A 25,709-nucleotide genomic window follows, 5' to 3' on the forward strand; every position below is an offset into this window, starting at 1 on the left:
ATCACATTAAAGCATTACAGCATGACGTGCTTTAGCGATTTTATTTCTTGGAATTTCAACTTGTTTCTTCTTTGATTTTTCTTTTACTTCCATAATAATCGTTTCACTTGTTACTTCTTTTAAGATACCTAACCATTCTTTTCCACCTTCAATAGGAGCATATAAAGAAACGTATATCGGTTTTGAAACAGCATTTTGGAAATCTTTTTCTTTTTTTATAGGTCTTTCAGCACCTGGAGAAGCTACATCTAAATAATACATTTCTTGAATAGGATCTTCTTCATCCATAACTTCACTAATCTTTTCAGAAGCTAGGGCGCAATCGTTTAAATCGACGCCACCTTCTTTATCAATGGATACTCTTAAGAAGTAATCTTTTCCTTCTTTTGTGTATTCGACTTCAACTAATTCGAAATTTAAGTCGTCAAGGACGGGTTGAATAATTGATTCAACTTGCTCAGTTACTTTACTCATACTGACCTCCTTTTTTGGCAAATAGAAAAGAGCGGGTATAACGCCCACTCTTCCTGCCTGAGTCTAATTTTTTAAGCAATATTATTATACCATATGTTTATTTCCTATACAAACAACTATATCTTTTCATATAGTATGACAATAACTAATATCAAATTTTTATAAATTTAGCATTTTGATATTCAATTTCAATCACTATATTGCACGATTACATATCAAATATTGATAATTGTGCTTTATCTGGCAAGTTAGGTAATGAACCAAGTTCGTCTAAATACTCAATGACTTTTTGTGACAAGCCAGCTTTTTTATTTAAATCTTCTTTAGATAAAAACGGTCCCTCTTCACGTGCTTCAACTATGCGTTGCGCAACATTTTCTCCTAATCCAGGAACAGCAATAAACGGTGGAATTAAACTATCATCTTCAATGATAAAATCAAATGCTTTGCTTTTCTCTAAACTTATCGGTTGCATACGATAACCACGTTGCGCCATTTCATTCATGATTTCTAATACAGTTAATGTATCTTTTTCTTTTTTGGCTAAATCCATGTAGCGCGAATACATATCGTTTACTGTATTTCGAATACCTTCTTTATCTTTAATCATTGAGATTAAATCAAAATCAGATGCACGCACCGTAAAGTAGCTTGCATAGTAGTAAAGTGGGTAATGGACTTTGAAATATGCAATACGTACCGCCATCAACACATATGCTGCAGCATGCGCTTTAGGGAACATGTATTTAATTTTTCTACATGAATCTAAATACCAATCAGGCACTTCATTGTCTACCATTGCTTCAACCATATCATCCGTAAGCCCTTTACCTTTACGCACAAATTCCATTGTCTTGAAGGCTAGTGAAGGTTCTAAACCGTTATACATTAGATAAACCATAATATCATCACGACAACAAATGACACTTGATAAATCGCAAGTTCCTGAGCGTATTAAATCTTGTGCGTTACCTAGCCAAACATCCGTACCATGTGATAATCCAGATATTCTAACTAATTCTGAAAATGTAGTTGGTTTGGTATCTTCTAACATTTGACGAACAAATCCTGTACCAAATTCAGGCACACCAAATGTACCAGTTTTACATAAAATTTGCTCTGATGTTACACCTAATGGTTCTGGTGAACTAAAAATCCCCATGGTTTCCTTATCATCAACAGGTATCGTTTTAGGATCAATACCTGATAAATCCTGTAACATACGGATCATGGTCGGGTCATCGTGTCCTAATATATCCAGTTTCAATACGTTATCATGTATTGAGTGGAAATCAAAATGTGTTGTCATCCAAGCTGATGATTGATCATCTGCCGGAAATTGAACAGGTGTAAAATCGTAGATATCCATATAATCTGGGACAACGATGATGCCACCTGGATGTTGTCCTGTTGTACGTTTAACACCCGTGCAACCTTTCACGAGTCTGTCAACTTCAGCTCCTCTTTTGTGAATGCCTTGATCGTTTAAAAATCCTTTCACAAAACCGAAAGCTGTTTTTTCTGCCACCGTACCAATAGTACCGGCACGAAAGACTTTGTCTTCACCAAACAATTCTTTTGTGTAATTATGAGCTTGAGGTTGATACTCACCACTAAAGTTCAAGTCGATATCAGGCACTTTATCACCTTTGAAGCCTAAGAAAGTTTCAAAAGGAATATCTTGCCCTTCTTTAATCAATTCACAACCACATGTGCCACATTTTTTATCTGGTAAATCAAAACCAGAGCCAATGGATCCATCGTTAAAGAACTCACTTTCTTTACATTGTGGACAAATATAATGCGGTGGTAATGGATTAACTTCTGTAATTTCAGTCATTGTCGCTACAAAACTCGAACCTACAGAGCCACGTGAACCTACTAGGTAACCGTCATCCAGCGATTTTTTAACAAGTCTTTGCGAAATTAAATATATAACAGAGAATCCATTCCCAATGATACTTTCAAGTTCTTTCTCTAATCGGTCGATGACAATTTGTGGTAAATCTTCGCCATATAATGCTCTGGCATTGGCATAGCTCATATCTCGTATTTCATCATTAGCACCTTCCATACGCGGCGTATACAATTCATCTTTTATCGGAACTACACGTTCGATACGGTCTGCTAATTCATTCGTGTTTTTAACAACTAGTTCATGAGCTTTTGCTTCACCTAAGAAATGTAATTCGTCTAACATTTCATCTGTTGTTCTAAAGTGTGCCTCAGGTAAAGTACTACGATTTAACGGGTTACCTGGCTGTGATGCAATTAAAATTTTACGTGCAATACCATCATGTTCGTTTAGATAATGCGCGTTCCCTGTAGCAATGACAGGAATATCATTTACATCTCCAGCTTGAATAAGGCGTTGATAAATTTCATGCAATGTTTCATTATCTCTCACCAGTTCTCTATCTATTAAATCTTGATATAATGCAGGTGGCTGAACTTCAATGAAATCATAGTATTTTGCTATTCTTTCCACTTGAGATTGATCTTTTTGCATTACTGCAGTAAATACTTCACCTTCATCACATGCAGAACCAACAAGAATACCTTCACGATATTCATCTAATAATGATCGTGGAATTCTAGGTGTTCTATAATAATATTTAACTAAAGACGCACTTACTATTTTAAATAAATTTTTCAAGCCTTGTTGATTTTGCACAATAAGTGTTACGTGGTTTGGACGTGCACGTTTATACGCATCTTCATTAGATAACGATTTATTAATATCTTGATGATTATAAACTTCCGCTTCTTCTAATTGTTTTAACATTTTTATAAAAATATAAGCTGTTGCTTCAGTATCATAAATCGCTCTGTGATGCTGTGTTAAATCTACACCATATTTTTTAGCTAAGAAATTCAGACCATGCTTACCATATTCTGTGTTGATAGTTCTGGAAAGTTCAAGTGTATCTATCACACCATTCGTTGATACACCTAGACCAGTTTTTTCATAACCGGTATCTATGAATCCCATATCAAATGATGCATTATGTGCTACAAATATCGCATCGCCGACCCACTCTTTAAACTCTGTTAATACTGTTTCAATTTCAGGCGCATTGACGAGCATATCGTCAGTGATATGCGTTAAATTCTTGATTGTTTCAGATAAACGTTCATGTGGATTACTAAAACGTTCAAACTTATCAATGATTTCTCCTTCTTTTACTTTTACAGCTGCGAGTTCAATAATTTTATCATACTGATTAGATAAACCTGTTGTTTCAACGTCAAAAACAACGTATGTTGCAGTTTTTAAATCAATATCTTGTGGCTTGTAAGCTATAGGCACACCATCATCAACCAACATGCCTTCCATACCATATATCATTTTAATATTATTTTTTTCAGCTGCAGCATGCGCATCTGGAAATGCTTGAACCACATTATGATCAGTAATTGCAATCGCTTTATGACCCCATTTGGCTGCTTGGTCCACATATGCACTTATATTCGGAATGCCGTCCATCTGACTCATGGATGAATGCAAATGAAATTCTACGCGTTTCTCATCTGCTTTGTCTTGTTTAACTGCTTTTTTTATTTCTTCTATATCAGACATCATCATTACTAAGTCACGTACGAATGTGTCTTCTTCTATTCGACCTTGTGCTCGTACCCATTTACCAACACTAAGGGCTTTAAAATGAGCTAAATCATCTTTATTTTTTCTAGTGAACATTTTCAACACTAATGAATCGGTGTAATCTGTAACTTTTAATTCAACAATATGACGTCCGCTTTTCAATTCTTTTAAATTAATATCAAAGATAACACCTTCCACCGCAACTTTAAATTCTTCTTCGATAATTGATTCAATAGGTTTTACATTTTCTATTTGAATCGGTTTACCAATTTGACATTTAGCTACAGCACTTTCGTTATTATCTTGTTGTTTGGCTTTTTCAGCGCGCATCTTTTCTAACTTTTCAGTGGCTTCACGTGCACTTTTTTCATCTTCTTGTTGAATATGTGCCTCTAATGATGCTAAATCGTCTCCATTTGAAGTATGATCAGTTTCAAAAATGATACTACTGATTGCAAATCCACATTGTTGAAATGCTTTAATCAAACTCCCATTGCAAGCTTTATCAAAATGATCTCGTTCTATATCATTCTGACACATGACTTTGAGAACATCCCCTGACATAATTAAGCGTTTTTGCTTAAGCTGACCTTTTACTTTTGGCGATAATTGCGTTTGATCAATACAATAACTAAAGTATTTCAAGGCATATTCGTCTTGATTCACTTTATTCGTAACTGTAAAATTGCAATCAACTTTGGCAATTGTTTTAAATTCTTCAGTGATTGCATTCATAAATAACAGATAATCTTCTATAGGTAAAAAATATGGAAATGTTATCTGAAATACCCAAATACGATCAGTTGTTTTAACATCTACACGCGTTAATTCACTTTGTGCTAAAATTTCTGGATCCAAATGATCTGCAATTTTAATTTGATCTGCTAAGACCTTAAATTTTTCTTGATTTGTCATTGACATGACGATAACCACCTTACTATTAATTACACTACGTTACTATTTCAAATCATTTCTTTAACTGTCGCGTATGTATTTTTTACATTATCTATCTTATAACGGAAAAGTATTAATTTCTAATACTTAAACTCTACTATTTTTACAATATGGTTACTAATAATAAATAGGAGCGGAAATGAAATCAAATCTGACTCATTCGATTTCGCTTTCCCGCTCCCCTAATTAAGGCGACTATTTACCAAATTATAGGTTAATCTTAAAAATTCAACTATGCCCATATACAAATATATTCATTGATAAAAATTATATTTGCTTTTAATTGTTTAACATACATATCATTCGTCATAGCAATTACTTTCTAAAAGTAAATTGCTGAATTATATACTTAGGTATAAATCATTAATATAACGATTTAAGTTATCAATTTGAACATCTTCACTTTCACCTGTATCACGTCGTTTAACTTCTACGATACCTTCTGCAGCATTTTTGCCAACTACTACTCTAATTGGTAACCCAATTAAATCAGCATCATTAAATTTAACACCTGCACGTTCTTTACGGTCATCATATAGTACATCGTATGTTTCTTTTAATTGTGTATATAGTTGATCGGCCAATTCACGTTGTTCTTCTTTTTTAGGGTTGATTGTAATTAAGTGTAAATCAAATGGCGTCACTGATTTAGGCCATATAATACCATTTTCATCATTATTTTGCTCAACAATCGCACTTAAAGTTCTAGAAATACCTATACCATAACATCCCATTAATAAAGGTTTGGCTTTGCCTTGATTATCTAAGAATGTTGCATTCATTGCTTCAGAATATTTTGTACCAAGTTTAAATACTTGCCCGACTTCAATTCCTTCAGCAAATTTAGCGACACCTGACCCATCAGCTAAGGCTTCACCTTCTAAAATAAATCTAAAATCGCCATACGCTTCTATTTCAAAGTCACGCCCTACATTTGCATTCAATAAATGGTAACCATCTTCGTTAGCGCCTACAACAATATTATTTAAATCTTTTATAAAGTTATCAGCATATACTTTGATATTTTTATCAAAAATTGGCCCAAGTGAACCAGGAGATGCACCTAATAAATTTTTAATTTCATCTTCTGTTGCTAATTCGATGTGATCAGTACCAAAGAATGCTTTTAATTTCACATCATTAATTTCATGGTGACCACGTACAAGTACCATAATAAATTCACCATCGACATTAAATACCATAGATTTTGTAATTTCATCCAATGGTTTTTCTAAAAATGTTGCTAATGCTTGTGCTGTGTGTACTTGAGGTGTTTCTATTTTTGTTAATGATGCTACATCATCATGTTTTTCATTAGGATGATATACAACCTCAGCTTTTTCAATATTGGCAGCATAATCACTATTTTCACTATAAACAATTGTATCTTCACCAATTTCACTTAAAGCCATAAATTCATGTGTATGACTTCCACCAATAGCACCTGAATCTGCAACTACTGGTCGTGCATTAATTCCGACACGTTTAAATATGCGATCATAAGCGTGATACATATCTTGGTATGTTTCATCTAAAGAAGTTTCATCTGCATGAAACGAATATGCGTCTTTCATAATAAATTCACGACCACGTAACAGTCCAAAACGAGGACGTTTTTCATCTCTAAATTTAGATTGTATTTGAAATAAAGTAAGTGGTAATTGTTTATATGATTTAAGCTCATCTCTTATCACAGACGTTATAAGCTCTTCATGTGTTGGCCCAAGTGCAAACTCACGACCATGTCTATCTTTTAAACGCATCAGTTCTGGACCATATGCATTCCAACGACCTGATTCTTCCCATAGTTCTGCTTTTTGTAACGCCGGCATTAAAATTTCCACAGCATCAATACGTTCCATTTCTTGTCTTACAATTGTTTCAATGTTATTCAAAACTTTTGCAGCTAACGGTAAATAGCTATATATGCCGCTCGTACTTTGTTTAATTAATCCTGCTTTTAGCAAAAGTCTATGACTTAAAGCTTCAGCTGCAGCCGGTACTTCTTTCATCGTTGGTATAAATACTTTAGATTGTTTCATTTACATGCTCTCTCCTTTTATAAGAAATAACGTTGAATGTCATTCCATGTCACTAAGACCATAACAATTAATACAAATACTGCACCAATCGCTATAATGGTAGTTTCTGCTTTTTTGTTTAATGGCTTTCTGAAAATCGCTTCATATATTACGAATAAGATACGTCCGCCATCAAGTGCTGGGACTGGTAATAAATTCATCAACCCTAAATTGACACTGAGCAATGCTGTCCAAGAAATTAAATTGATAATGCCTGTTTTAACAACAGAATCAACCGTATGGTAAATACCGACAGGACCATTTAACATATCAAATGAAAATTGACCTGTAAAAATGCTCGCAATCATACTTAAAATCGCAGTAAATATCAGTTTCCCAGCTACAATTGTTTGTTTTACACCTTCAGCAATAGGTTTAAATACTGTATGTTCAGTAGAAGCAGTATAGCCTAATAAATATTTTGTTTCTGAATGTGTTTTAGTTACTTTTTGTTCGTATTTTTTCGGTTTTACTTGTAAATTTTCTGTTTTGCCATCTCGTTCTACTTTAATTTGCGTCTTTTTGTCTTTAACCTGAGACATTGCTTGATCTATATCAGATTTACTATCGATAGATTTGTCATCAATTTTCACGATAGTGTCACCTGTTTTTAAGCCAGCGTGCGCTGCTGGACTATCTTGCGCAACTTTATCAACTGTATTTGTTGGTGTACCTTGATAATAAGCTAAGCCAATAAATAATACTAATGTAAGTAAGAAGTTAAATAAAGGACCCGCAAACAGTGTTAAGAATTTTTGATAAGGTTTCTTGTGTGTAAATTGTCGGTTTTTAGGAGCAATTTGAATTAAACTACCATTTTCAACAAAGTAAGCTTTGTCAGCAATCTGATAATGATGTCTTTGCTGATCATAAGCAGTAACACCTTCTATATATAAATCCTCTTTAAAATCACATTGCTTAACTTCCATTGCTTCAATTTGTTGGAATTTGTGTTGATCATCTAAAATGATGTGTGTGATTTCATCTTTATCATTTAATTTTATCTTTACATGCATACCTGGTTGAACGGGTGGTTCTTCCAATCCGTCACCTGCCATTCTTACATATCCTCCAACTGGCAATAAACGAATGGTATATAAAGTTTCATTTTTTCTAAAACTGAAAATTTTTGGCCCCATTCCAATTGCAAATTCTGGGCACATAATGCCAGCTCTTTTTGCAAAAAACATATGACCGTATTCATGAACCGTTACAAGAACACCAAATACGATTATAAAAGAAATAATTGTCACTAGAAAACTCAAATTGATACACCTCATATTTTCCGTAAGATTGTTCCATTATTTTATATTATTATAATATACAAGAAATTTAATGCTTTTGATTATAAAATTATAACATAACACTACCGACTGATACACGTAACTTTATACAGTATAAAAAATTTTCACGACTTACCTCTTAAATATATACGATTCATTTTATAAACTTATGAAAAGGAGTTAAAAATTTAAATGTCTCATGCGATCAATCATCAACATTTAAATTAATAACTCCTTTTATTTTTCAATTATACAATTTTAAAAGCACATCATTTCTTTCAAAATCACTTAAATTAAAAATATATTTAATAATGGTAAAACAAACATAAAACTATCGAATCGGTCTAATATTCCGCCATGACCAGGTAAAATACGTCCAGAATCCTTCACACCAAAATGGCGTTTAAAACCTGACTCCACTAAATCACCTAGCTGACCAAACATACTCAAAATAACTGTACATAATAGCAATAACCATATTGCAATATTAAAGTCTATAAACATCACCATTATAAGTGGAACAATCAGACTACAAATAATACCACCTATGAATCCTTCAATTGTTTTATTAGGACTGATTACTGGCCATAATTTATGTTTGCCCATTAATCTACCAAAAATGTATGCACCAGTATCAGTAGACCACACAATTAAGAAAGCTAACAGTATGTAATGTAATCCCTCTGATCTTGTTTCATAAAGATACATAAAACCTATGCCTACATAAGCTATAGACATTAAACAAAAAGCAGCATCCATAAAACTAAATCTATTTTTAGATAACACAGTATAACTTAATAAAATAAAACTCATTGCTATCAAAGATTTTAATTGTAAATCATTCACCCATGTACCTGCTTCTTGCGGTATCATAATAATTAAAATTCCTAATGCACTTATAATTCCTGGGATGGATAAGAACTTTATCATATTCATATTTAACAATTCCTTGAGACCTATAAACGCTAATAAATATGAAAAAAGCATTAGTACAAGCCCACCCTTTAACAATACAGGTAGAAAAACAATAAGTGCTATTATTGCTGTTAAAGTTCTAACTTTCATACTATTCTCCTAACTATCTATAATCCCCCAAAACGTCTTTGACGAGATTGATAAATTTTAATACAGTTTATTAATTCTTCTTTGTCAAAATCTGGCCAAAATTTTTCATTGAATATAAATTCACTGTAAGATACTTGCCAGATAAGAAAGTTACTAATTCGTTGTTCACCTGAGGTTCTAATTAAAAGGTCTGGATCAGGATAATGGTGGGTCATTAAATGTTCGTTAATCAATTGTTCTGTAATATGTTCACTGGATAAGCCTTCTGAAGATAATTTTTCATAAATTGATTTTACACTATGGACAATTTCAGCACGTCCGCCATAGTTAATTGCAAAAATCAGTTTTAAACCTGTATTATCTTTGGTTTGGTCTTTTGCTTTATTTATAGCTTCAAGTGTTGCTGTTGGTAAATCATTTAAAAAACCAATGGTTTCTACTTTAACATTATTTTCTATTAATTCTGGTAAAAAGGTTTTTAAGAAATTAACTGGTAGGTTCATAATATAATTAACTTCATTTTTAGGTCTAGTCCAATTTTCAGTTGAAAATGCATACAACGTTAAATATTTAATACCTAAATCACTAGCTTCTTTAGTTATTTTTTTGATCGTTTGCATACCTTGGTAATGGCCTTTTATTCTAGGCAGCTTTCTTTGTTTAGCCCAGCGTCCATTGCCATCCATAATAATTGCTATATGATTAGGTACATTATGTAAATCCAAGCCAATGTTGGATTCGTTAGGCTGATTTTTTTTCTTGTTTAGCTTTTTAAACATGGTATTTCCTCCGAGCGTTATCATCTCTGCTTTTTATATTAGCTTCTAAATGCAATTATCTATCATTTTATCATACTAGATAAGCGCAATGAATAAACAAATAAAAAAACTGTACCAAAGTCTGATTTGATACAGTTCAGATAAATTTATAATATGCTTTATTTTCAATATCAAACAACTAAAAGATAGATATTTACTCACAAAAAGTCATATCATAATTACCATGTTTATACTGACATAATATCTTGTTCTTTTTCTTCTAATAATTTATCAATGTCATTTATAGAATCGTCAGTTATTTTTTGAACTTCATTTGTTTGAGTTCTTAGGTCATCTTCAGTGATGTCACCATTTTTCTCTTGTTTTTTAAGCTCGTCATTCGAATCACGACGCACATTTCTAACTGCAACTTTAGAATCTTCGCCAATTTTTTTAACTTCTTTTACAAGCTCTTTACGACGTTCTTCTGTTAATGCAGGTACACTTATACGGATTACTTCACCATCACTAGATGGATTCACACCTAGGTTTGCTGCATTAATGGCTTTTTCAACATTAGCCACTGATGATTTATCGTATGGTGAAATGACTAAAAGACGTGCTTCTGGCACACTGATACTAGCAAGTTGCTGTATAGGTGTTGGTGCTCCATAATAATCAACAGTAACACCATTTAAAAGGTTTGAATTTGCTCTACCAGCACTAATGTTGGCTAATTCTCTTGAAAGACTATCAATTGATTTTTTCATCTTTGTTTTCGTGTCATTAATTATGTCACTCATATTATACACCTCTAAATTATTTTGTAATTAATGTTCCTATTTTTTCACCCATAACAGCACGTTTGATATTCCCTTCTTCTGTAATAGAGAACACATTCAATGGAATATTGTTATCCATACAGAAAGAAGATGCTGTTGAGTCCATGACTTGTAATCCTTCTTGTAACATTTGAATATGTGTTAAATGTTCATATTTAACTGCATTTTCATCTTTTTTAGGATCTGCAGAGTAAACACCATCAACATTATTTTTGCCCATTAAGATAACATCTGCTTCTACTTCAGCAGCACGCAGAGCTGCAGTTGTGTCAGTTGAGAAGTATGGATTACCTATGCCAGCTGCAAATATCACAACTCGTTTTTTCTCTAAGTGTCTAATTGCACGACGACGAATATAAGGTTCTGCAACTTGTTTCATCTCTATAGAAGTTAACACACGTGTATCACACTCTAATTGTTCTAGACTATCTTGAAGTGCTAAAGCGTTCATGACAGTAGCCAACATACCCATATAATCGGCTGTGCCACGATCCATACCAAGGTCACTACCAGTTTTACCTCTCCAGATATTTCCTCCACCAACAATCACTGCAATCTCACAATCCATTTTTGCTACCTCAGCTACTTGTTGAGCAACACTTTTAATAATTATCGGATTAATCCCGAATCCGTCTTCACCTGCTAGTGCTTCACCACTTAATTTTAAAACGACACGTTTATATTTAGAAGTTTGAGCCATTGTCTTATCCTCTCTATTGTGAAAATATGTATTTGATACAAGTAAAGAAGACACAGTAGAACTTCCAATATAAAAGTAAGTCTTTCATACGGAGCACAAAAAGGTGTCTTCTTTCTTGTTCAAACTATGAAAAATTATTTCATTTGTCCTTTTACTTCGTCAGCAAAGTTTTCTTCACGTTTTTCCATACCTTCGCCTACTTCATAACGTACGAAGTCAACTAGTTTTCCACCTTTTGATTTTAAGAAAGCTTCAACTGTTTGATCAGGATCTTTAACAAAGTTTTGGTCAACTGCACAAATTTCTTGTAAATATTTACGTAAACGACCTTCAACCATTTTCTCAACGATTTTTTCTGGTTTTCCTTCGTTTAAAGCTTGTTGTTTCAATACTTCTTTTTCATGAGCAATTTCATCTTCACTTACTTGTTCAGATGAAACATATTTAGGGTTAATCGCAGCAATATGCATAGCTACATCTTTAGCAGCATCGCTATCAGTAGTACCTTCAACAACTGTTAATACACCGATACGTCCACCCATGTGTAAATATGAACCAAATGCATCACTATCTGATTTTGTTCTAACTGCAAAACGACGGATACTTAATTTTTCACCGATTGTAGAGATTGCTTCTTTCATGCGTTGATCTACAGATTTACCGTCAGCTAATTCAGATTCTAATAAAGCTTCAACAGTATCTACTTTACTATCTAACACTTGGATAGCAATTTCTTTTACTAATTCTTGGAAACCTTCGTTACGTGCTACGAAGTCAGTTTCTGAATTAATTTCTACGATTGCTGCTTCATTTCCTCTTTCTTCTACATGTACTAGTCCTTCTGCAGCGATACGGTCAGCTTTTTTAGCTGCTTTTGCAATACCTTTTTCACGTAGGTAATCAATAGCTTTATCAATATCACCATCAGTTTCTGTCAACGCTTTTTTACAATCCATCATACCAGCGCCAGTTTTTTCACGTAATTCTTTTACAAGTTTAGCTGAAATTGCCATTTCATATTCCTCCATTATTTAATGAATTTTAATATATTTATTTTAAAAAAAGGTGATAAGCTTATATATCTTATCACCCATTTTACATTATTCTTAGTTTGATTCAACAGAAGTGTTTTCTTCAGTTGTTTCTGCTTCAGTAGCTTCTTCTTTTGATTCATTTAAATCAATGTTTTGTTCAGCTGCTACTTCTTCATTTGATACACCTTGTTGACCTTCTAAGATTGCATCTGCCATTTTACCAGTTAATAATTTAACGGCACGGATAGCATCATCGTTTGCAGGGATAACATAATCGATCTCATCTGGATCACAGTTAGTATCCACAATACCAACGATTGGGATGTGTAATTTACGTGCTTCAGCAATTGCGTTGCGCTCTTTACGAGGGTCAACTACAAATAATGCTTGAGGCATAGATTTCATATCACGAATTCCGCCTAAGAATTTAATTAAACGGTCATATTCTTTTCTAAGTTCTACTACTTCTTTTTTAGGTAATACTTCGAATAAGCCATCTTCTTCCATTTTTTCAATTTCAGAAATACGTTTGATACGTTTTGAAATTGTTTTATAGTTAGTTAAAATTCCACCTAACCATCTTTGGTTAACGTAGAATTGACCAGCACGTTCTGCTTCAGCTTTTACTGATTCTTGTGCTTGTTTTTTCGTACCAACGAATAAAACTTTTCCGCCATCTTCTGAAATTTGTTTGATAAAGTTGTAAGCTTCTTCTACTTTCTTCACTGTTTTTTGTAAGTCGATAATGTAGATACCGTTTCTTTCAGTGAAGATGTATCTTTTCATTTTTGGGTTCCAACGGCGTGTTTGGTGACCGAAGTGAACACCTGCTTCTAGTAATTGTTTCATTGAAATTACTGCCATAAATAAAATCCTCCTATTGGTTTTTTACCTCCATAAAAAGCTCATATAAACACGATAATAAGTTATCGCACCCTTTATACTTCCGCTCTTTATGTGCGTATTGGCTTAATAGCCGTGAATAAATATATCATATTCATACATATAAAGCAATAGTTCAGCTTATAATTTCTCATTAATAATGGCATGGTCTCAAGTTGTATTTTTACAAATTCAGATAACACGATTCCACCCCAGTATGAGATGCTTAATATGAAATGCTTAAGTTTAAAAATGACATTGTATTTATTTTTTACATATTTATCAAATCAACGCATAACGCATGGATATACAAAATGATGTGAATAGTGTAAATACCAAATGTGCGAATTAGCTATTCTACGTTTTATTTTATTCTATCTAATTCATCTAAGAATTTTTCTTTTTTAACTTTAATAAACGTACCTTTCATACCTAATGAACGTGATTCAATAACTCCTGCACTTTCTAACTTACGTAATGCATTAACAATCACAGAACGTGTAATACCAACTCGGTCAGCTACTTTAGACGCAATTAGCAAGCCTTCTTTACCACCTAGCTCTTCAAAAATATGTTCAATAGCTTCACTTTCTGAGTATGATAACGAATTGATTGCCATATTGATTGCAGCTTTATCTCTTGCTTCTTGTTCAACTTCATTATGTTTTTCACGCAGAATTTCCATACCAATAACTGTAGCCGCGTACTCACCTAAAACGAGATCGTTTTCAGAAAAATCGTCTTGTACACGCCCAAGTACTAACGTACCTAGTCTTTCTCCCCCACCTAGTATTGGAAAGATAGTTGACTTACTATCTTTAAATACATCTTTATTTTCAGGTGGGAAAACTGAAAGAGCACTTTCAATACCAATGTTAGATTCTGTCTCTTTTACATCCATTAACTTGTCAGTATATTCTACAGGTATATGTCTATTTTCTAACATTTGAATAATACGTTCATTTTTTAACAATTCATTTAAACTTGATCCTAAAATTTTACCTTTTCTTGACACAATAAAAACATTTGTCACTGTTACACTGCTTATTGTTTGTGCGACGTCTTTAAAGTCTACAGCAATTCCTTTGTGCTTTTGCAAAAGTGTATTTAATTCTCTTGTTTTTGATAATAAGCTCATATTACTTCTCCTTTTTGTTTGTATTATAAAATAAATGCACTTAAATCTTTATTTGTTGAAATTGATTTCAACTTATCATCAACATATTGAGGTGTGATATCTACGACAGCATGTGGCATGCTCGGTGCTTCAAACGATAAATCTTCCAACATTTTTTCAAGTATTGTATGCAATCTACGCGCGCCAATATTATCTGTATCTTGATTAACTTGAAAAGCAATTTCTGCCAGACGTTTAATCGCTTCTTCAGTAAAATTAACTGTTACTTGCTCTGTTTGAAGTAGCGCTTCATACTGTTTAATTAATGATAATTTAGGTTCAGTTAAAATGCTTACAAAGTCTTCCACAGATAGGCTTTCTAATTCAACACGAATTGGGAAACGACCTTGTAATTCAGGTATTAAATCACTTGGTTTTGAAACATGAAATGCTCCTGCGCCAATGAATAGCATATGTTCAGTATTAACAGTACCATATTTGGTTTGAACCATGCTACCTTCAAGTATAGGTAAAATGTCTCTTTGAACACCTTGTCGTGAAACGTCTTGACCTGAATTTTGATTGTTCGTAGCCACTTTATCTATTTCATCAATAAAAATAATTCCCATTTGTTCAGCTAGCTCAATCGCTTCTTGGTTGGCAGTTTCTTGATCAATCAATTCATCAGCATATTCATCTGTCAAAATATTTCGAGCTGTTTTGACTGGTACTTCTCTTTCCACTTTTTTCTTAGGCATAAGTTGGTTCATCATATCTTGCATTTGTTGATTTTGATTTGTTCCTAACATACCTAAGGCACCTGGGTCTTGCTCGACTTTTAATCTCACTTTTTCTTCTTCAAGTTCACCATTTAATAATTGTTGTTTAATTTCAGAACGCTTTGTTTTGATTTCTTCTGTTGGTGTATCTTCTTCATCATCTTCATTATTTTGACCAAAATTGGGTATTGCTCCACCAAAAAGAGACTCTAAAGGGTTATTACTATTACTGCTATTCGCTTTCTTCTTCATACTTGGTACTAAAAGTTTAACTAATTTTTCATTTGCTTTATTTCTCGCTTCATCTTTAACTAACGCTTTCTTTTGATCTTTAACTAATCTAACAGCAATGTCAACCAAGTCTCTAACCATACTCTCAACGTCACGACCAACGTAACCTACTTCTGTAAATTTCGTAGCTTCTACTTTAATAAAAGGTGCGCCAACCACTTTAGCCATACGTCGCGCAATTTCCGTTTTCCCTACACCAGTTGGTCCAATCATTAAAATATTTTTAGGTGCAATTTCTTGTTTCTCTTCATCAGAAAGCAAGCTCCGTCTATATCTATTTCTTAATGCTACTGCTACCTTGCGTTTAGCGTCATCTTGACCGACTATATATTCGTTAAGTTTTGAAACGATATCTTTTGGCGTTAATTTAATACCATTCGACTCCATAAGATAAATACCTCCGTTACTATATTTTCTTCAAAAACTCGTCATTTATTATGCATTTATTTCATAATTTTTTAGTTTTTGTTATTTCTACTTACGTTAAAACATGAATTTTTAAAGTTCTTCTACTACGATTTGGTCATTCGTGAATACGCAAATATCTGATGCAACTTTCAAACTTTCATAAGCCATCTCGCGCGCGCTTAAATCTGTCGCATGACGTTTTAATGCTCTACCTGCACTTAGGGCATAGTTACCACCTGATCCAATTGCAATCAAATCATCATCTGGTGCAATCACTTCCCCAGTACCACTCACCACAAGGATGGAATCTTTATCCATAACAATAAGCATTGCTTCTAGTTGTCTTAACTGTTTATCGCCTCTCCATTCTTGCGCTAATTCGACAGCGGCTCTTTCCAAATTACCACTAAACTGTTGTAATTTTGTCTCGAACTTTTCAAACAGTGTAAATGCATCTGCCACACTACCTGCGAATCCTGCTAACACTTTATCATTATATAAGCGTCGAACTTTTCTAGCGGTTTTCTTCATAATCACTTGTTCTCCAAGTGTTACTTGACCATCACCAGCCATTGCCGAATGTCCATTATGTTGTACTGCGAAAATAGTTGTCGCATGAATAGATGTACTCATATATTAATTCTCCTTCTTTGCACGAGGATGTGCATTTAAATATACTTTTTTAAGCTGTTCATTCGTAACATGTGTATAACGACCTGTCGTCGATAAATTAACATGTCCTAATAACGATTGCACTGTTCTTAAGTCAGCGCCTTGATTTAACATATGTGTAGCAAACGTATGTCTTAATTTATGCGGATGTATATCTGTCACACCTGCAGTTCGTTTCACTACATCATTCAACACATAACGAACGCCACGCTCAGTGATAGGCGCACCGTTCATATTAACTAACAAATAATCGTGTTCGGTACTTTTTTTGGGTCTAAATGTTTCTAAGTAATGTTCAATGCTCTGTTTACAAAATTCGCCGAAAGGGATAAACCTTTCTTTACCACCCTTACCTAAAACTTTAACACCTGGCAAATTCATGTCCAAATCTTGTTCTTTGATATTTACTAATTCTGAAACCCTAATCCCAGTTGCATATAAAAGTTCCAAAATAACACGATCTCTTAAACCTTTTTTTAAATCTTGCTCTACTGTTTTAAATAATGCTTCCATTTCTTCTTCATAAAAGAAATGCGGCAAATACTGTTCTTTTTTCGGATGAACTAATTGTATAAATGGATTTATAACACTTTCATCTTGTACCATCCAATACTCATAAAAACTTCTCAGCGTAGAAATTTTACGAGAAACCGTTGTTCTTTTCAAGTTTTTTGAATATAAAAAGCTTAAGTAATTTCTTGCATCTTTATATTCAAAATTAGCTAAGCTTAAATGCTCTTGATTTAAAAAATCATTAAATTGTTCTAAATCATCATGATATGATTTTAATGTATGATCTGAAAAATGCCGTTCTACTTTAAGCATATATAAATAAGCTTGTTGGATTTCTTCCAATAAAAACCCCTCCATCGATATAAATTGTAGCATATCGATGGAGGGAACTGCGAAAAATAACTATTAAATTGAGAAAAACTTTTTTTAATTTTCTGAATCACTTTTTCATTCTATTAAAATCATAATGTTTCTTTAAAGTTGTCCAAATATGATAAAGCTCTATGAGCGAGTTGTTCATATCTTATTTTTTTATCTTTAATTTTTTCATCTAAAACTGGTAGCAAACCAAAATTAGCATTCATCGGCTGGAAGTTTTTTTCATTTTTTGCATGAGCAATATAATAAGCCATGCTACCTAACATTGTTTCTCTAGGGAAAATAACCTTTCCTCTATTTTTAATTTTATGTGCTACGTTAATACCAGCAATCAAACCACTTGCCGCACTTTCTACATAACCTTCTACACCAGTCATTTGGCCAGCAAAGTGAAGTGTTTCTTTTCCTTTTAATTCATAAGTCTCCGTAAGTACATCAGGAGAATTAATAAATGTATTTCTATGCATAACACCATATCTAACGATTTCAACATTTTCTAAACCCGGTATCAATCTAAGCACTTCTTTTTGTGCACCCCATTTTAGATGTGTTTGAAACCCTACTAAATTATACAAAGTACCAGCAGCATCGTCCTGACGTAATTGTACAACAGCATATGGTATTTCACCAGTCTTAGGATCTTCCAAGCCAACTGGTTTCATTGGACCAAACAATAACGTTTTACGTCCACGTGCTGCCATTTCTTCAAATGGCATACAACCTTCGAAATATTTTTCTTTTTCGAATTCATTCACAGGTGCTACCTCTGCTGCTAATAAAGCATCATAAAATTTATTAAATTCTTCTTCGGTCATAGGACAATTTAAATAAGCCGCTTCACCTTTATCATAACGTGATTTTAAATAAACTTTATTCATGTCAATACTGTCTTTTTCAACAATCGGTGCTGCAGCATCATAAAAATATAGCTGATCTTCACCTGTTACATCAACAATTTCTTGTGCTAATTGATCTGTTGTTAGCGGACCAGTAGCAATAATAGTATATCCTTCAGGTATCGTATTAATTTCTTTATTCATTACAGTTACATTCGGGTGATTTTTCAACGTTTCAGTAATATAACCTGCAAAATCATGTCTATCTACAGCAAGTGCTCCACCAGCAGGTACACGTGCTTTATCTGCTGCGGTTATAACGAGAGAATCCATTCGGCGCATTTCTTCTTTTAATACACCCACGGCATTAGTTAGCGCATTGCCACGTAATGAATTGGAACATACTAATTCAGCAAACTTATCTGTATGATGTGCTGGAGTTTGTTTAACCGGCCTCATTTCAATTAAATTTACTTTTATGCCTCTTTGCGCTAATTGATAAGCGGCTTCTGAGCCAGCTAAACCAGCTCCTACAACATTGACAATTTGAGTCATATATTATCCTCCTATACAAAAAATAGCAACTACGATACTAATTTATAAGTTTAATAACATATCTCTACATTATAAATATGAATCGTAAGTTGCTAAATATTATTAAAAAAATACTTTCTTTTCCTAATAATCAATTTATATATAATTGTTATTTTTGTTCTTCTTCTTTGTAATCACAGTTTGAGCAAATAACCTGACTTTTACGTCCTTGTTTTTTCTCAACTAAATAGTGTTCACATTTTGGACAATCACGTCCAATTGGTTTATCCCAAGTCACAAAATCACATTCAGGATATTTAGAACAACCATAGAAGATACGATTTTTCTTAGACTTACGTTCAACGACATCGCCCTCTTTACATTTAGGGCAAGTCACACCAATTGTTTTGACGATTGCTTTTGTATTTCTACAATCAGGGAAGTTAGAACATGCCATAAATTTACCATATCGACCCATTTTTATAACCATAGGTGCACCGCAAACTTCACAATCTTCTCCAGCAGGTTCGTCCTTAATTTCTATTTTTTCCATTTCTTCTTCTGCACGTTCAACATCTTGTTTAAAGCTATTATAGAAATCTGAAATAACTTTTTTCCATGCTATCTCACCTTCTGCAACTTTATCGAGTAATGTCTCCATATTAACTGTAAAGTCTACATCAATAATTTCAGGGAAGTACTCTTTAACTTGTTCATGAACAATTTCACCTAATTCGGTAGGAACAAAACGCTTACTCTCATTTTTAACGTAGTTTCTTTTTTGAATTGTATCAATTGTAGGTGCATAAGTTGATGGACGTCCTATTTTCATTTCTTCCAAGGTTTTTACTAATCTTGCTTCGGTATAACGTGGTGGAGGTTGTGTAAAATGTTGTGAAGGTTCAATATTTGTTGCTGTAACCATTTCACCTTCATTTATATTAGGTAACTTATTTTCTTTACCTTCATCTCCATCATCTTTTGTTTCTACATATAAAGTCATAAAACCTTTGAATTTGATTGTTTGTCCATTGGCTCTAAATTTCAAATCATTTTGCGTTAAATCTAATGCTACCGTATCTAAAATAGCTGGTGCCATTTGACTTGCCACAAAACGCTCCCAAATTAATTTATATAATCTATATTGATCCCTAGTTAAATAATTTTTCATTTCGCTAGGTGTACGCAAAGTACTAGATGGTCTAATAGCTTCGTGGGCATCTTGGTCTCCTTGACCTTTAGATTTACGATTTGAGGTATATTCATTCCCATAAGTATCTTGAATATAACCTTTAGCTTCACTCTTGGCTTGTTCAGAAATTCTAGTAGAATCTGTACGCATATAAGTGATTAAACCAACTGTACCTTGTTTTTTCAAGTCGATACCTTCATATAATTGTTGAGCAAGCATCATTGTTTTACGCGCTTTGAAATTCAATTTTCTTGCAGCTTCTTGTTGTAGTGTTGAAGTCGTAAATGGATTTGCAGGATAACGCGTCTTCTCTTTTTTTGTTACTTTTGTAACTTCAAATTGATCTCCATCAAGTTGTGATGTAATCGTCTCAACTTCATTTTTATTAGTTAATTTGTATGGTTTGTTTTTATAATGTAAGAATTTAGCACTAAATTTTGATTTTTTATATCTAAATTCCCCTTCTATTTTCCAATATTCTTCTGGCTTGAAATTTCTGATTTCATTTTCACGATCTATGACTAATCTTAAAGCGACTGATTGTACGCGACCCGCAGAAAGTCCTTTTTTAACTTTCTTCCATAAAACAGGTGAAATATTATAACCTACTAAACGGTCTAAAATTCTTCTAGCCTGTTGTGCATCCACGAGTTCCATTTCTATGCCCCTAGGATGTTTAAAACTTTGTTTTACTGCATCTTTTGTTATTTCATTAAATACTACTCTATTTTCAGTTGAGTCTTCTAAATTTAATATATTCGCTAAATGCCAAGCAATTGCCTCACCTTCACGATCGGGGTCACTTGCTAAGAATATATTTTTTGCTTTCTTAGCATGTTTTTTTAATTCCTTAACAACAGGACCCTTGCCACGTATAGTAATATATTTGGGTTCATAGTCATTTTCTACATCTACGCCCATTTGGCTTCTTGGCAAATCTCTTACATGCCCCATAGATGCGATAACTTTATATTTTTTACCTAAATATTTTTCAATGGTTTTAGCTTTTGCAGGCGATTCAACTATGACTAAATTTTCTGCCAAAGTAGTTACCCCCTTGCATTTCTAATTACAAAGATAAATGATAAACGGTCTATTTTGTTTTTGTCAATGTTTTTAATTTTAAATTCATTTAAACAAAGGCATATTTAGCTTTAATTATTGGAAAAGACACCGATTATTCACATCTTTTTTATAAATCAAAAAGTATTCTCGTACAATTTTATTTATATCAATTTTAGACAAAATCATCTATGATATCTTTCGGTGAAATTACAATTTTTGCGCCTTCTTGTGCACTCATTAGGTTGCCCATTGTCATATTATTAAACATTGAACCTGGTAAAACATATACTTCTCTATTTTGTTCTAATGCGCAATTTGTTGTAATTGAAGTGCCACTTTTAATTGTAGATTCTGTTATCAATACACCTTTCGAAAGACCACTAATCAATCTATTTCTTTCTGGAAAATGGTGTTTAAGCGGTTTTTGATAAGGCAGATATTCACTAATGACTAATCCTGTTTGTTCTAACTGTTTCCTAAGTTTTTGCGTCGATTTTGGATAATGATTAAGGTGGCCAAAGGCTAACACTGCAATAGCTGACATATGATTTTCTATAGCGTATTGATGTGCTACTTGGTCTGCACCTTCTGCTAATCCAGAAACGATAGTTAAATTCTTCTTTTTAAATGAAGGAAAAAGGAATTTCAGAGCATCCCTTGTATAATCAGTAGCATGTCTAGAGCCGACAATTGCAAGGTTTTGATCACGTGCAGTTAACGCGATATCTCCTTTATAAAAAAGTATGAACGGGGGATTGTGTATTTCACGAAGTAAATTTGGATAAGATGGATGGTTAATTCCAATAAAATTAATATTCCATTTATATAATTGCATCAGTATAGCATCAATATGATAGTTAACAAAATCATGATATATTTGATATTTCTTTTGAGATTTAGTAGTTGATAAATATAGTTTTAATATTGTTTGTTGTTCACGCTTAGTGTATGACAGAAAATTGCTTTTAAATTTAAGTAACCGATGTATTTGCTGTGTGGACAGTCCTGAGAAACGTAATTTTAAAAATAGATAATCTGTGTTCATATATCGTGCTCCTTTATAAAATCATTATAAAGTAAATCGATATAAAGTCAGTTTACAAATTAAATTCATTTACACTACATTTGTAATATATGTTTAAAAAGAAATTTAAATGAGTACAGTACATAATCTTCATATCATACAAATTTCATACACTTAAAATAGCACAAACTCCAACATATTTTGGGAGTTTGTGCTCATTTTTAATACTATTTTATTGTTAATTTATACTATTTAACAGTAAGTAACTGTTCATAGATACCTGCTTCTTTTGCAGCATCAATTAACGTAGTACCAATTTCTGATGGTGTATCTGCAGTCTTCACACCACAACTATTTAATGTTTTGATTTTCTCATCTGCAGTACCTTTACCACCAGAAACAATTGCGCCAGCATGACCCATACGTTTTCCTGGAGGCGCTGTTTGGCCACCAACGAAACCTACAACAGGTTTATTCATATTAGCTTTAATCCACTCAGCAGCTTCTTCTTCTGCTGTACCGCCAATTTCACCAATCATAACAACTGCTTTCGTTTCATCATCTTCATTAAATTGTTTTAATACATCGATGAAGTTAGTACCGTTAACTGGATCTCCTCCGATACCTACTGCAGTAGTTTGACCAATGCCTTCTTCAGTCAACTGATGTACAGCTTCATAAGTCAATGTACCTGAACGTGAAACTACGCCCACATGACCTTTTTTGTGTATATAACCAGGCATGATACCAATCTTACATTCGTCTGCAGTAATAACACCTGGACAGTTTGGTCCAATAACACGTGTTTTCTTACCTTCTGAGTAACGTTTCACTTTAACCATGTCGATAACTGGAATATGCTCTGTAATACATATAGCTAAATCTAACTCAGCTTCAATGCATTCTAAAATAGCATCTGCTGCAAATGGAGCAGGTACATAGATTACTGAAACGGTTGCACCAGTTTCTTTTTTAGCTTCTTCAACAGTATTGAAAACTGGTACGCCTTCAACCACTTGTCCACCTTTACCTGGAGTTACCCCTGCAACAATTTGCGTACCATATTCAAGCATTTGTTTTGTATGGAAAAGTGCAGTAGACCCTGTGATACCTTGTACAATTACTTTTGTATTTTTATCTATCATTACGCTCATCTTAGCGTTCCCATCCTTTCCTTACGCTTCTTTTACAAGTTTTACGATTTTTTGTGCGCCTTCTGCCATTGTTGCAGCCGGTTCAATAGCTAATCCTGATTCTTTCAGAATTTCTTTACCTCTTTCAACATTTGTACCTTCTAAACGTACAACTAACGGTAAAGTTAATTCTACTTCTTTAACTGCAGCAACAATACCTTCAGCAATAATGTCGCATTTCATAATGCCACCAAAGATATTAACAAAGATACCTTTTACGTTTTCATCACCCAATATGATTTTAAACGCTTCAGTAACTTTTTCTTTCGTTGCGCCGCCCCCTACGTCAAGGAAGTTCGCCGGATTACCACCAAAGTGATTGATTGTATCCATTGTCGCCATTGCAAGACCAGCACCATTTACCATACAGCCAATGTCGCCATCTAATGCAATGTATGATAAATCATATTTAGAAGCTTCGATTTCTTTTGGATCTTCTTCTTCTAAATCGCGTAATTCTTGGATATCTTTATGTTTAAATAACGCATTGTCATCAAAGTTGAGTTTTGCATCTAATGCAAGTACTTGCCCATCACCTGTAGTTACAAGTGGGTTAATCTCAACAATTGAACAATCCTTTTCAATAAATACATTATAAAGTGATACTAAAAACTTAGCTGCTTTATTAATAGATTCTTTAGGAATATTAATATTGAAAGCAATTCTTCTTGCTTGATAAGATGCTAATCCAACAACTGGATCAATTGTTTCTTTGAAGATTTTTTCGGGTGTTTCAGCAGCAACCTTTTCAATTTCAGTACCGCCTTCTTCTGATGCCATCAAAGTTACTCTATCAGTTGCACGATCAATTACAAATCCAACATAATATTCTTTTTGAATATCGCAGCCTTCTTCTATGTAAAGGCGCTTAATCTCTTTACCTTCTGGTCCAGTTTGATGTGTTACTAATGTTTTTCCTAACAATTCTTTTGCATATGTTTCCACTTCAGATAGTGATTTTGCAATTTTAACACCGCCTGCATTACCTCTACCCCCGGCGTGAATTTGCGCTTTTACAACATATACATTTGAATCTAATTCTTTTGCCTTTTCAACTGCTTCTTCAACAGTAAATGCTACACGTCCTTCTGGGACAGCAACGCCCATTGAACGAAATATTGCTTTACCTTGATACTCGTGGATATTCATTCTCCATCCTCCTGTTTCTTAGGTTAAGTTCATATTTAATTATAGGAAATGAAAGCGCTATTGTAAACTGATTTAAACTACTTATTTCAATTCTTTTAATTTTTAGATTATTTATAAAGTGATTTAATTGGTTGAAATGTTTTTCTGTGGACATTTAAAATGCCGTGATTTTTAATTGCATCTAAGTGTTGCTGAGTACCATAGCCAACGTTTTTTTCAAACCCATATTCTGGAAATTTTTGGGCAAGCTGAGTCATATACCTGTCTCTATTTTCTTTGGCTAAGACACTTGCTGCAGCAATCGATACACTTTTAGCATCACCTTTCACAAGAGATGTTTGATCGATATTTGTTTCTAAAGTCATCGCATCAATGAGTAAATGTGTTGGCTGAACTGACAGCCCATTAATAGCACGTTTCATAGCTAATTTTGTCGCTTCATAAATATTGATTTCATCAATTTCCTCTACAGTAGCATAGCCGAATGCATAAGCATGTAATTCCTCTAATAATTGACGTTCTAATACTTTTCTTTTTTTGGCAGTAAGTTGTTTCGAATCATTAAGACCTGTAAAGTGATGATCATGATTTAATATCACCGCACAAGCGACAACTGGTCCTGCAAGTGGACCTCTCCCTACTTCATCAATACCACAAATTATCGCACTTTCATCATTTGCTAATATTTGATTTTCATAAAATGTCATGGCTTGATATTGATTTAATAATTGTTGTTCTTTATCTAGTTGTTTTATTCTTGTTGCTATTGCTTTTTGAACCCCAATACGTTCATCCTTATAAAATGGTTGAAGTTGAATGTCGCTTGTGTTGTGTAACGTTGCTAATTGGTCTTTAATTTCTTTTATCGTTTGCTTCATAAA

20 protein-coding genes are annotated in these 25,709 nt (G+C 33.4%); all 20 read right to left on the minus strand.

Features of this window, described 5'->3' with window-relative positions; translation table 11 throughout:
* Positions 1 to 6 precede the first annotated feature (6 nt).
* Positions 7 to 474 (minus strand): ribosome maturation factor RimP, encoded by a 468-nt coding sequence (rimP, locus tag KA824_RS07475; protein ID WP_019468442.1) that lies wholly within the window; start codon positions 472 to 474, stop codon positions 7 to 9.
* Positions 475 to 682: 208 nt separating this feature from the next.
* On the minus strand, positions 683 to 4,999 hold the full coding sequence (locus KA824_RS07480) for a PolC-type DNA polymerase III (protein WP_181187467.1): 4,317 nt from the start codon (positions 4,997 to 4,999) through the stop codon (positions 683 to 685).
* A 374-nt stretch (positions 5,000 to 5,373) separates the two neighbouring features.
* Positions 5,374 to 7,074, minus strand: coding sequence for a proline--tRNA ligase (locus KA824_RS07485; RefSeq protein ID WP_107384965.1), 1,701 nt, complete (start codon positions 7,072 to 7,074; stop codon positions 5,374 to 5,376).
* Positions 7,075 to 7,091: 17 nt separating this feature from the next.
* The gene (gene rseP / locus KA824_RS07490; protein WP_107384964.1) at positions 7,092 to 8,378 is read right to left on the minus strand and encodes an RIP metalloprotease RseP; all 1,287 of its coding nucleotides are present in this window, start codon (positions 8,376 to 8,378) and stop codon (positions 7,092 to 7,094) included.
* Between the two features lie 306 nt (positions 8,379 to 8,684).
* Positions 8,685 to 9,461: a phosphatidate cytidylyltransferase gene (locus tag KA824_RS07495; protein WP_107384731.1), complete on the minus strand. Its 777-nt coding sequence runs from the start codon at positions 9,459 to 9,461 to the stop codon at positions 8,685 to 8,687.
* A 17-nt stretch (positions 9,462 to 9,478) separates the two neighbouring features.
* Positions 9,479 to 10,240, minus strand: coding sequence for an isoprenyl transferase (locus KA824_RS07500; RefSeq protein ID WP_107384730.1), 762 nt, complete (start codon positions 10,238 to 10,240; stop codon positions 9,479 to 9,481).
* Between the two features lie 227 nt (positions 10,241 to 10,467).
* The gene (frr, locus tag KA824_RS07505; protein WP_107384729.1) at positions 10,468 to 11,022 is read right to left on the minus strand and encodes a ribosome recycling factor; all 555 of its coding nucleotides are present in this window, start codon (positions 11,020 to 11,022) and stop codon (positions 10,468 to 10,470) included.
* Between the two features lie 16 nt (positions 11,023 to 11,038).
* Positions 11,039 to 11,761 carry a UMP kinase gene (pyrH, locus tag KA824_RS07510; RefSeq protein WP_019468449.1) on the minus strand — a complete coding sequence of 241 codons (723 nt, stop codon included), beginning with the start codon at positions 11,759 to 11,761 and terminating at the stop codon, positions 11,039 to 11,041.
* Positions 11,762 to 11,895: 134 nt separating this feature from the next.
* A complete protein-coding gene (gene tsf, locus KA824_RS07515) occupies positions 11,896 to 12,774 on the minus strand; it encodes a translation elongation factor Ts (RefSeq protein ID WP_107384728.1) in 879 nt (292 codons plus the stop codon).
* 93 nt (positions 12,775 to 12,867) lie between these two features.
* Complete coding sequence (gene rpsB, locus KA824_RS07520) at positions 12,868 to 13,659, minus strand: 30S ribosomal protein S2 (protein ID WP_040030607.1); 792 nt, start codon at positions 13,657 to 13,659, stop codon at positions 12,868 to 12,870.
* 382 nt (positions 13,660 to 14,041) lie between these two features.
* The gene (codY, locus tag KA824_RS07525; RefSeq protein ID WP_107384727.1) at positions 14,042 to 14,815 is read right to left on the minus strand and encodes a GTP-sensing pleiotropic transcriptional regulator CodY; all 774 of its coding nucleotides are present in this window, start codon (positions 14,813 to 14,815) and stop codon (positions 14,042 to 14,044) included.
* 23 nt (positions 14,816 to 14,838) lie between these two features.
* Entirely contained in the window at positions 14,839 to 16,251 is a 1,413-nt protein-coding gene (hslU, locus tag KA824_RS07530) for an ATP-dependent protease ATPase subunit HslU (RefSeq protein WP_107384726.1), read from the minus strand.
* Between the two features lie 111 nt (positions 16,252 to 16,362).
* Complete coding sequence (gene hslV, locus KA824_RS07535; RefSeq protein WP_107384725.1) at positions 16,363 to 16,905, minus strand: ATP-dependent protease subunit HslV; 543 nt, start codon at positions 16,903 to 16,905, stop codon at positions 16,363 to 16,365.
* A gap of 3 nt (positions 16,906 to 16,908) precedes the next feature.
* Positions 16,909 to 17,799: a tyrosine recombinase XerC gene (xerC, locus tag KA824_RS07540; protein ID WP_107384724.1), complete on the minus strand. Its 891-nt coding sequence runs from the start codon at positions 17,797 to 17,799 to the stop codon at positions 16,909 to 16,911.
* A gap of 119 nt (positions 17,800 to 17,918) precedes the next feature.
* The gene (gene trmFO / locus KA824_RS07545; RefSeq protein WP_181187468.1) at positions 17,919 to 19,226 is read right to left on the minus strand and encodes an FADH(2)-oxidizing methylenetetrahydrofolate--tRNA-(uracil(54)-C(5))-methyltransferase TrmFO; all 1,308 of its coding nucleotides are present in this window, start codon (positions 19,224 to 19,226) and stop codon (positions 17,919 to 17,921) included.
* Positions 19,227 to 19,374: 148 nt separating this feature from the next.
* A complete protein-coding gene (gene topA, locus KA824_RS07550) occupies positions 19,375 to 21,441 on the minus strand; it encodes a type I DNA topoisomerase (RefSeq protein ID WP_107386104.1) in 2,067 nt (688 codons plus the stop codon).
* Positions 21,442 to 21,634: 193 nt separating this feature from the next.
* Positions 21,635 to 22,507 (minus strand): DNA-processing protein DprA, encoded by an 873-nt coding sequence (dprA, locus tag KA824_RS07555; RefSeq protein ID WP_107384721.1) that lies wholly within the window; start codon positions 22,505 to 22,507, stop codon positions 21,635 to 21,637.
* 227 nt (positions 22,508 to 22,734) lie between these two features.
* Complete coding sequence (gene sucD, locus KA824_RS07560; protein ID WP_019468459.1) at positions 22,735 to 23,640, minus strand: succinate--CoA ligase subunit alpha; 906 nt, start codon at positions 23,638 to 23,640, stop codon at positions 22,735 to 22,737.
* A gap of 21 nt (positions 23,641 to 23,661) precedes the next feature.
* Positions 23,662 to 24,828 carry an ADP-forming succinate--CoA ligase subunit beta gene (sucC, locus tag KA824_RS07565; protein WP_181187469.1) on the minus strand — a complete coding sequence of 389 codons (1,167 nt, stop codon included), beginning with the start codon at positions 24,826 to 24,828 and terminating at the stop codon, positions 23,662 to 23,664.
* 107 nt (positions 24,829 to 24,935) lie between these two features.
* A complete protein-coding gene (locus KA824_RS07570) occupies positions 24,936 to 25,706 on the minus strand; it encodes a ribonuclease HII (protein ID WP_107384720.1) in 771 nt (256 codons plus the stop codon).
* Positions 25,707 to 25,709 lie beyond the last annotated feature (3 nt).

The organism is Staphylococcus sp. GDY8P198P, from assembly GCF_017891615.1.
GTDB lineage: Bacteria > Bacillota > Bacilli > Staphylococcales > Staphylococcaceae > Staphylococcus > Staphylococcus cohnii.

What these genes read in the sequence shown, in the direction of transcription:
- rimP (WP_019468442.1), bottom strand. Translation starts at nt 474, where the DNA reads ATGAGTAAAGTAACTGAGCAAGTTGAATCAATTATTCAACCCGTCCTT.
- KA824_RS07480 (WP_181187467.1), bottom strand. Translation starts at nt 4,999, where the DNA reads ATGTCAATGACAAATCAAGAAAAATTTAAGGTCTTAGCAGATCAAATT.
- KA824_RS07485 (WP_107384965.1), bottom strand. Translation starts at nt 7,074, where the DNA reads ATGAAACAATCTAAAGTATTTATACCAACGATGAAAGAAGTACCGGCT.
- KA824_RS07495 (WP_107384731.1), bottom strand. Translation starts at nt 9,461, where the DNA reads ATGAAAGTTAGAACTTTAACAGCAATAATAGCACTTATTGTTTTTCTA.
- KA824_RS07500 (WP_107384730.1), bottom strand. Translation starts at nt 10,240, where the DNA reads ATGTTTAAAAAGCTAAACAAGAAAAAAAATCAGCCTAACGAATCCAAC.
- frr (WP_107384729.1), bottom strand. Translation starts at nt 11,022, where the DNA reads ATGAGTGACATAATTAATGACACGAAAACAAAGATGAAAAAATCAATT.
- pyrH (WP_019468449.1), bottom strand. Translation starts at nt 11,761, where the DNA reads ATGGCTCAAACTTCTAAATATAAACGTGTCGTTTTAAAATTAAGTGGT.
- tsf (WP_107384728.1), bottom strand. Translation starts at nt 12,774, where the DNA reads ATGGCAATTTCAGCTAAACTTGTAAAAGAATTACGTGAAAAAACTGGC.
- rpsB (WP_040030607.1), bottom strand. Translation starts at nt 13,659, where the DNA reads ATGGCAGTAATTTCAATGAAACAATTACTAGAAGCAGGTGTTCACTTC.
- codY (WP_107384727.1), bottom strand. Translation starts at nt 14,815, where the DNA reads ATGAGCTTATTATCAAAAACAAGAGAATTAAATACACTTTTGCAAAAG.
- hslU (WP_107384726.1), bottom strand. Translation starts at nt 16,251, where the DNA reads ATGGAGTCGAATGGTATTAAATTAACGCCAAAAGATATCGTTTCAAAA.
- hslV (WP_107384725.1), bottom strand. Translation starts at nt 16,905, where the DNA reads ATGAGTACATCTATTCATGCGACAACTATTTTCGCAGTACAACATAAT.
- trmFO (WP_181187468.1), bottom strand. Translation starts at nt 19,226, where the DNA reads ATGACTCAAATTGTCAATGTTGTAGGAGCTGGTTTAGCTGGCTCAGAA.
- dprA (WP_107384721.1), bottom strand. Translation starts at nt 22,507, where the DNA reads ATGAACACAGATTATCTATTTTTAAAATTACGTTTCTCAGGACTGTCC.
- sucD (WP_019468459.1), bottom strand. Translation starts at nt 23,640, where the DNA reads ATGAGCGTAATGATAGATAAAAATACAAAAGTAATTGTACAAGGTATC.
- sucC (WP_181187469.1), bottom strand. Translation starts at nt 24,828, where the DNA reads ATGAATATCCACGAGTATCAAGGTAAAGCAATATTTCGTTCAATGGGC.
- KA824_RS07570 (WP_107384720.1), bottom strand. Translation starts at nt 25,706, where the DNA reads ATGAAGCAAACGATAAAAGAAATTAAAGACCAATTAGCAACGTTACAC.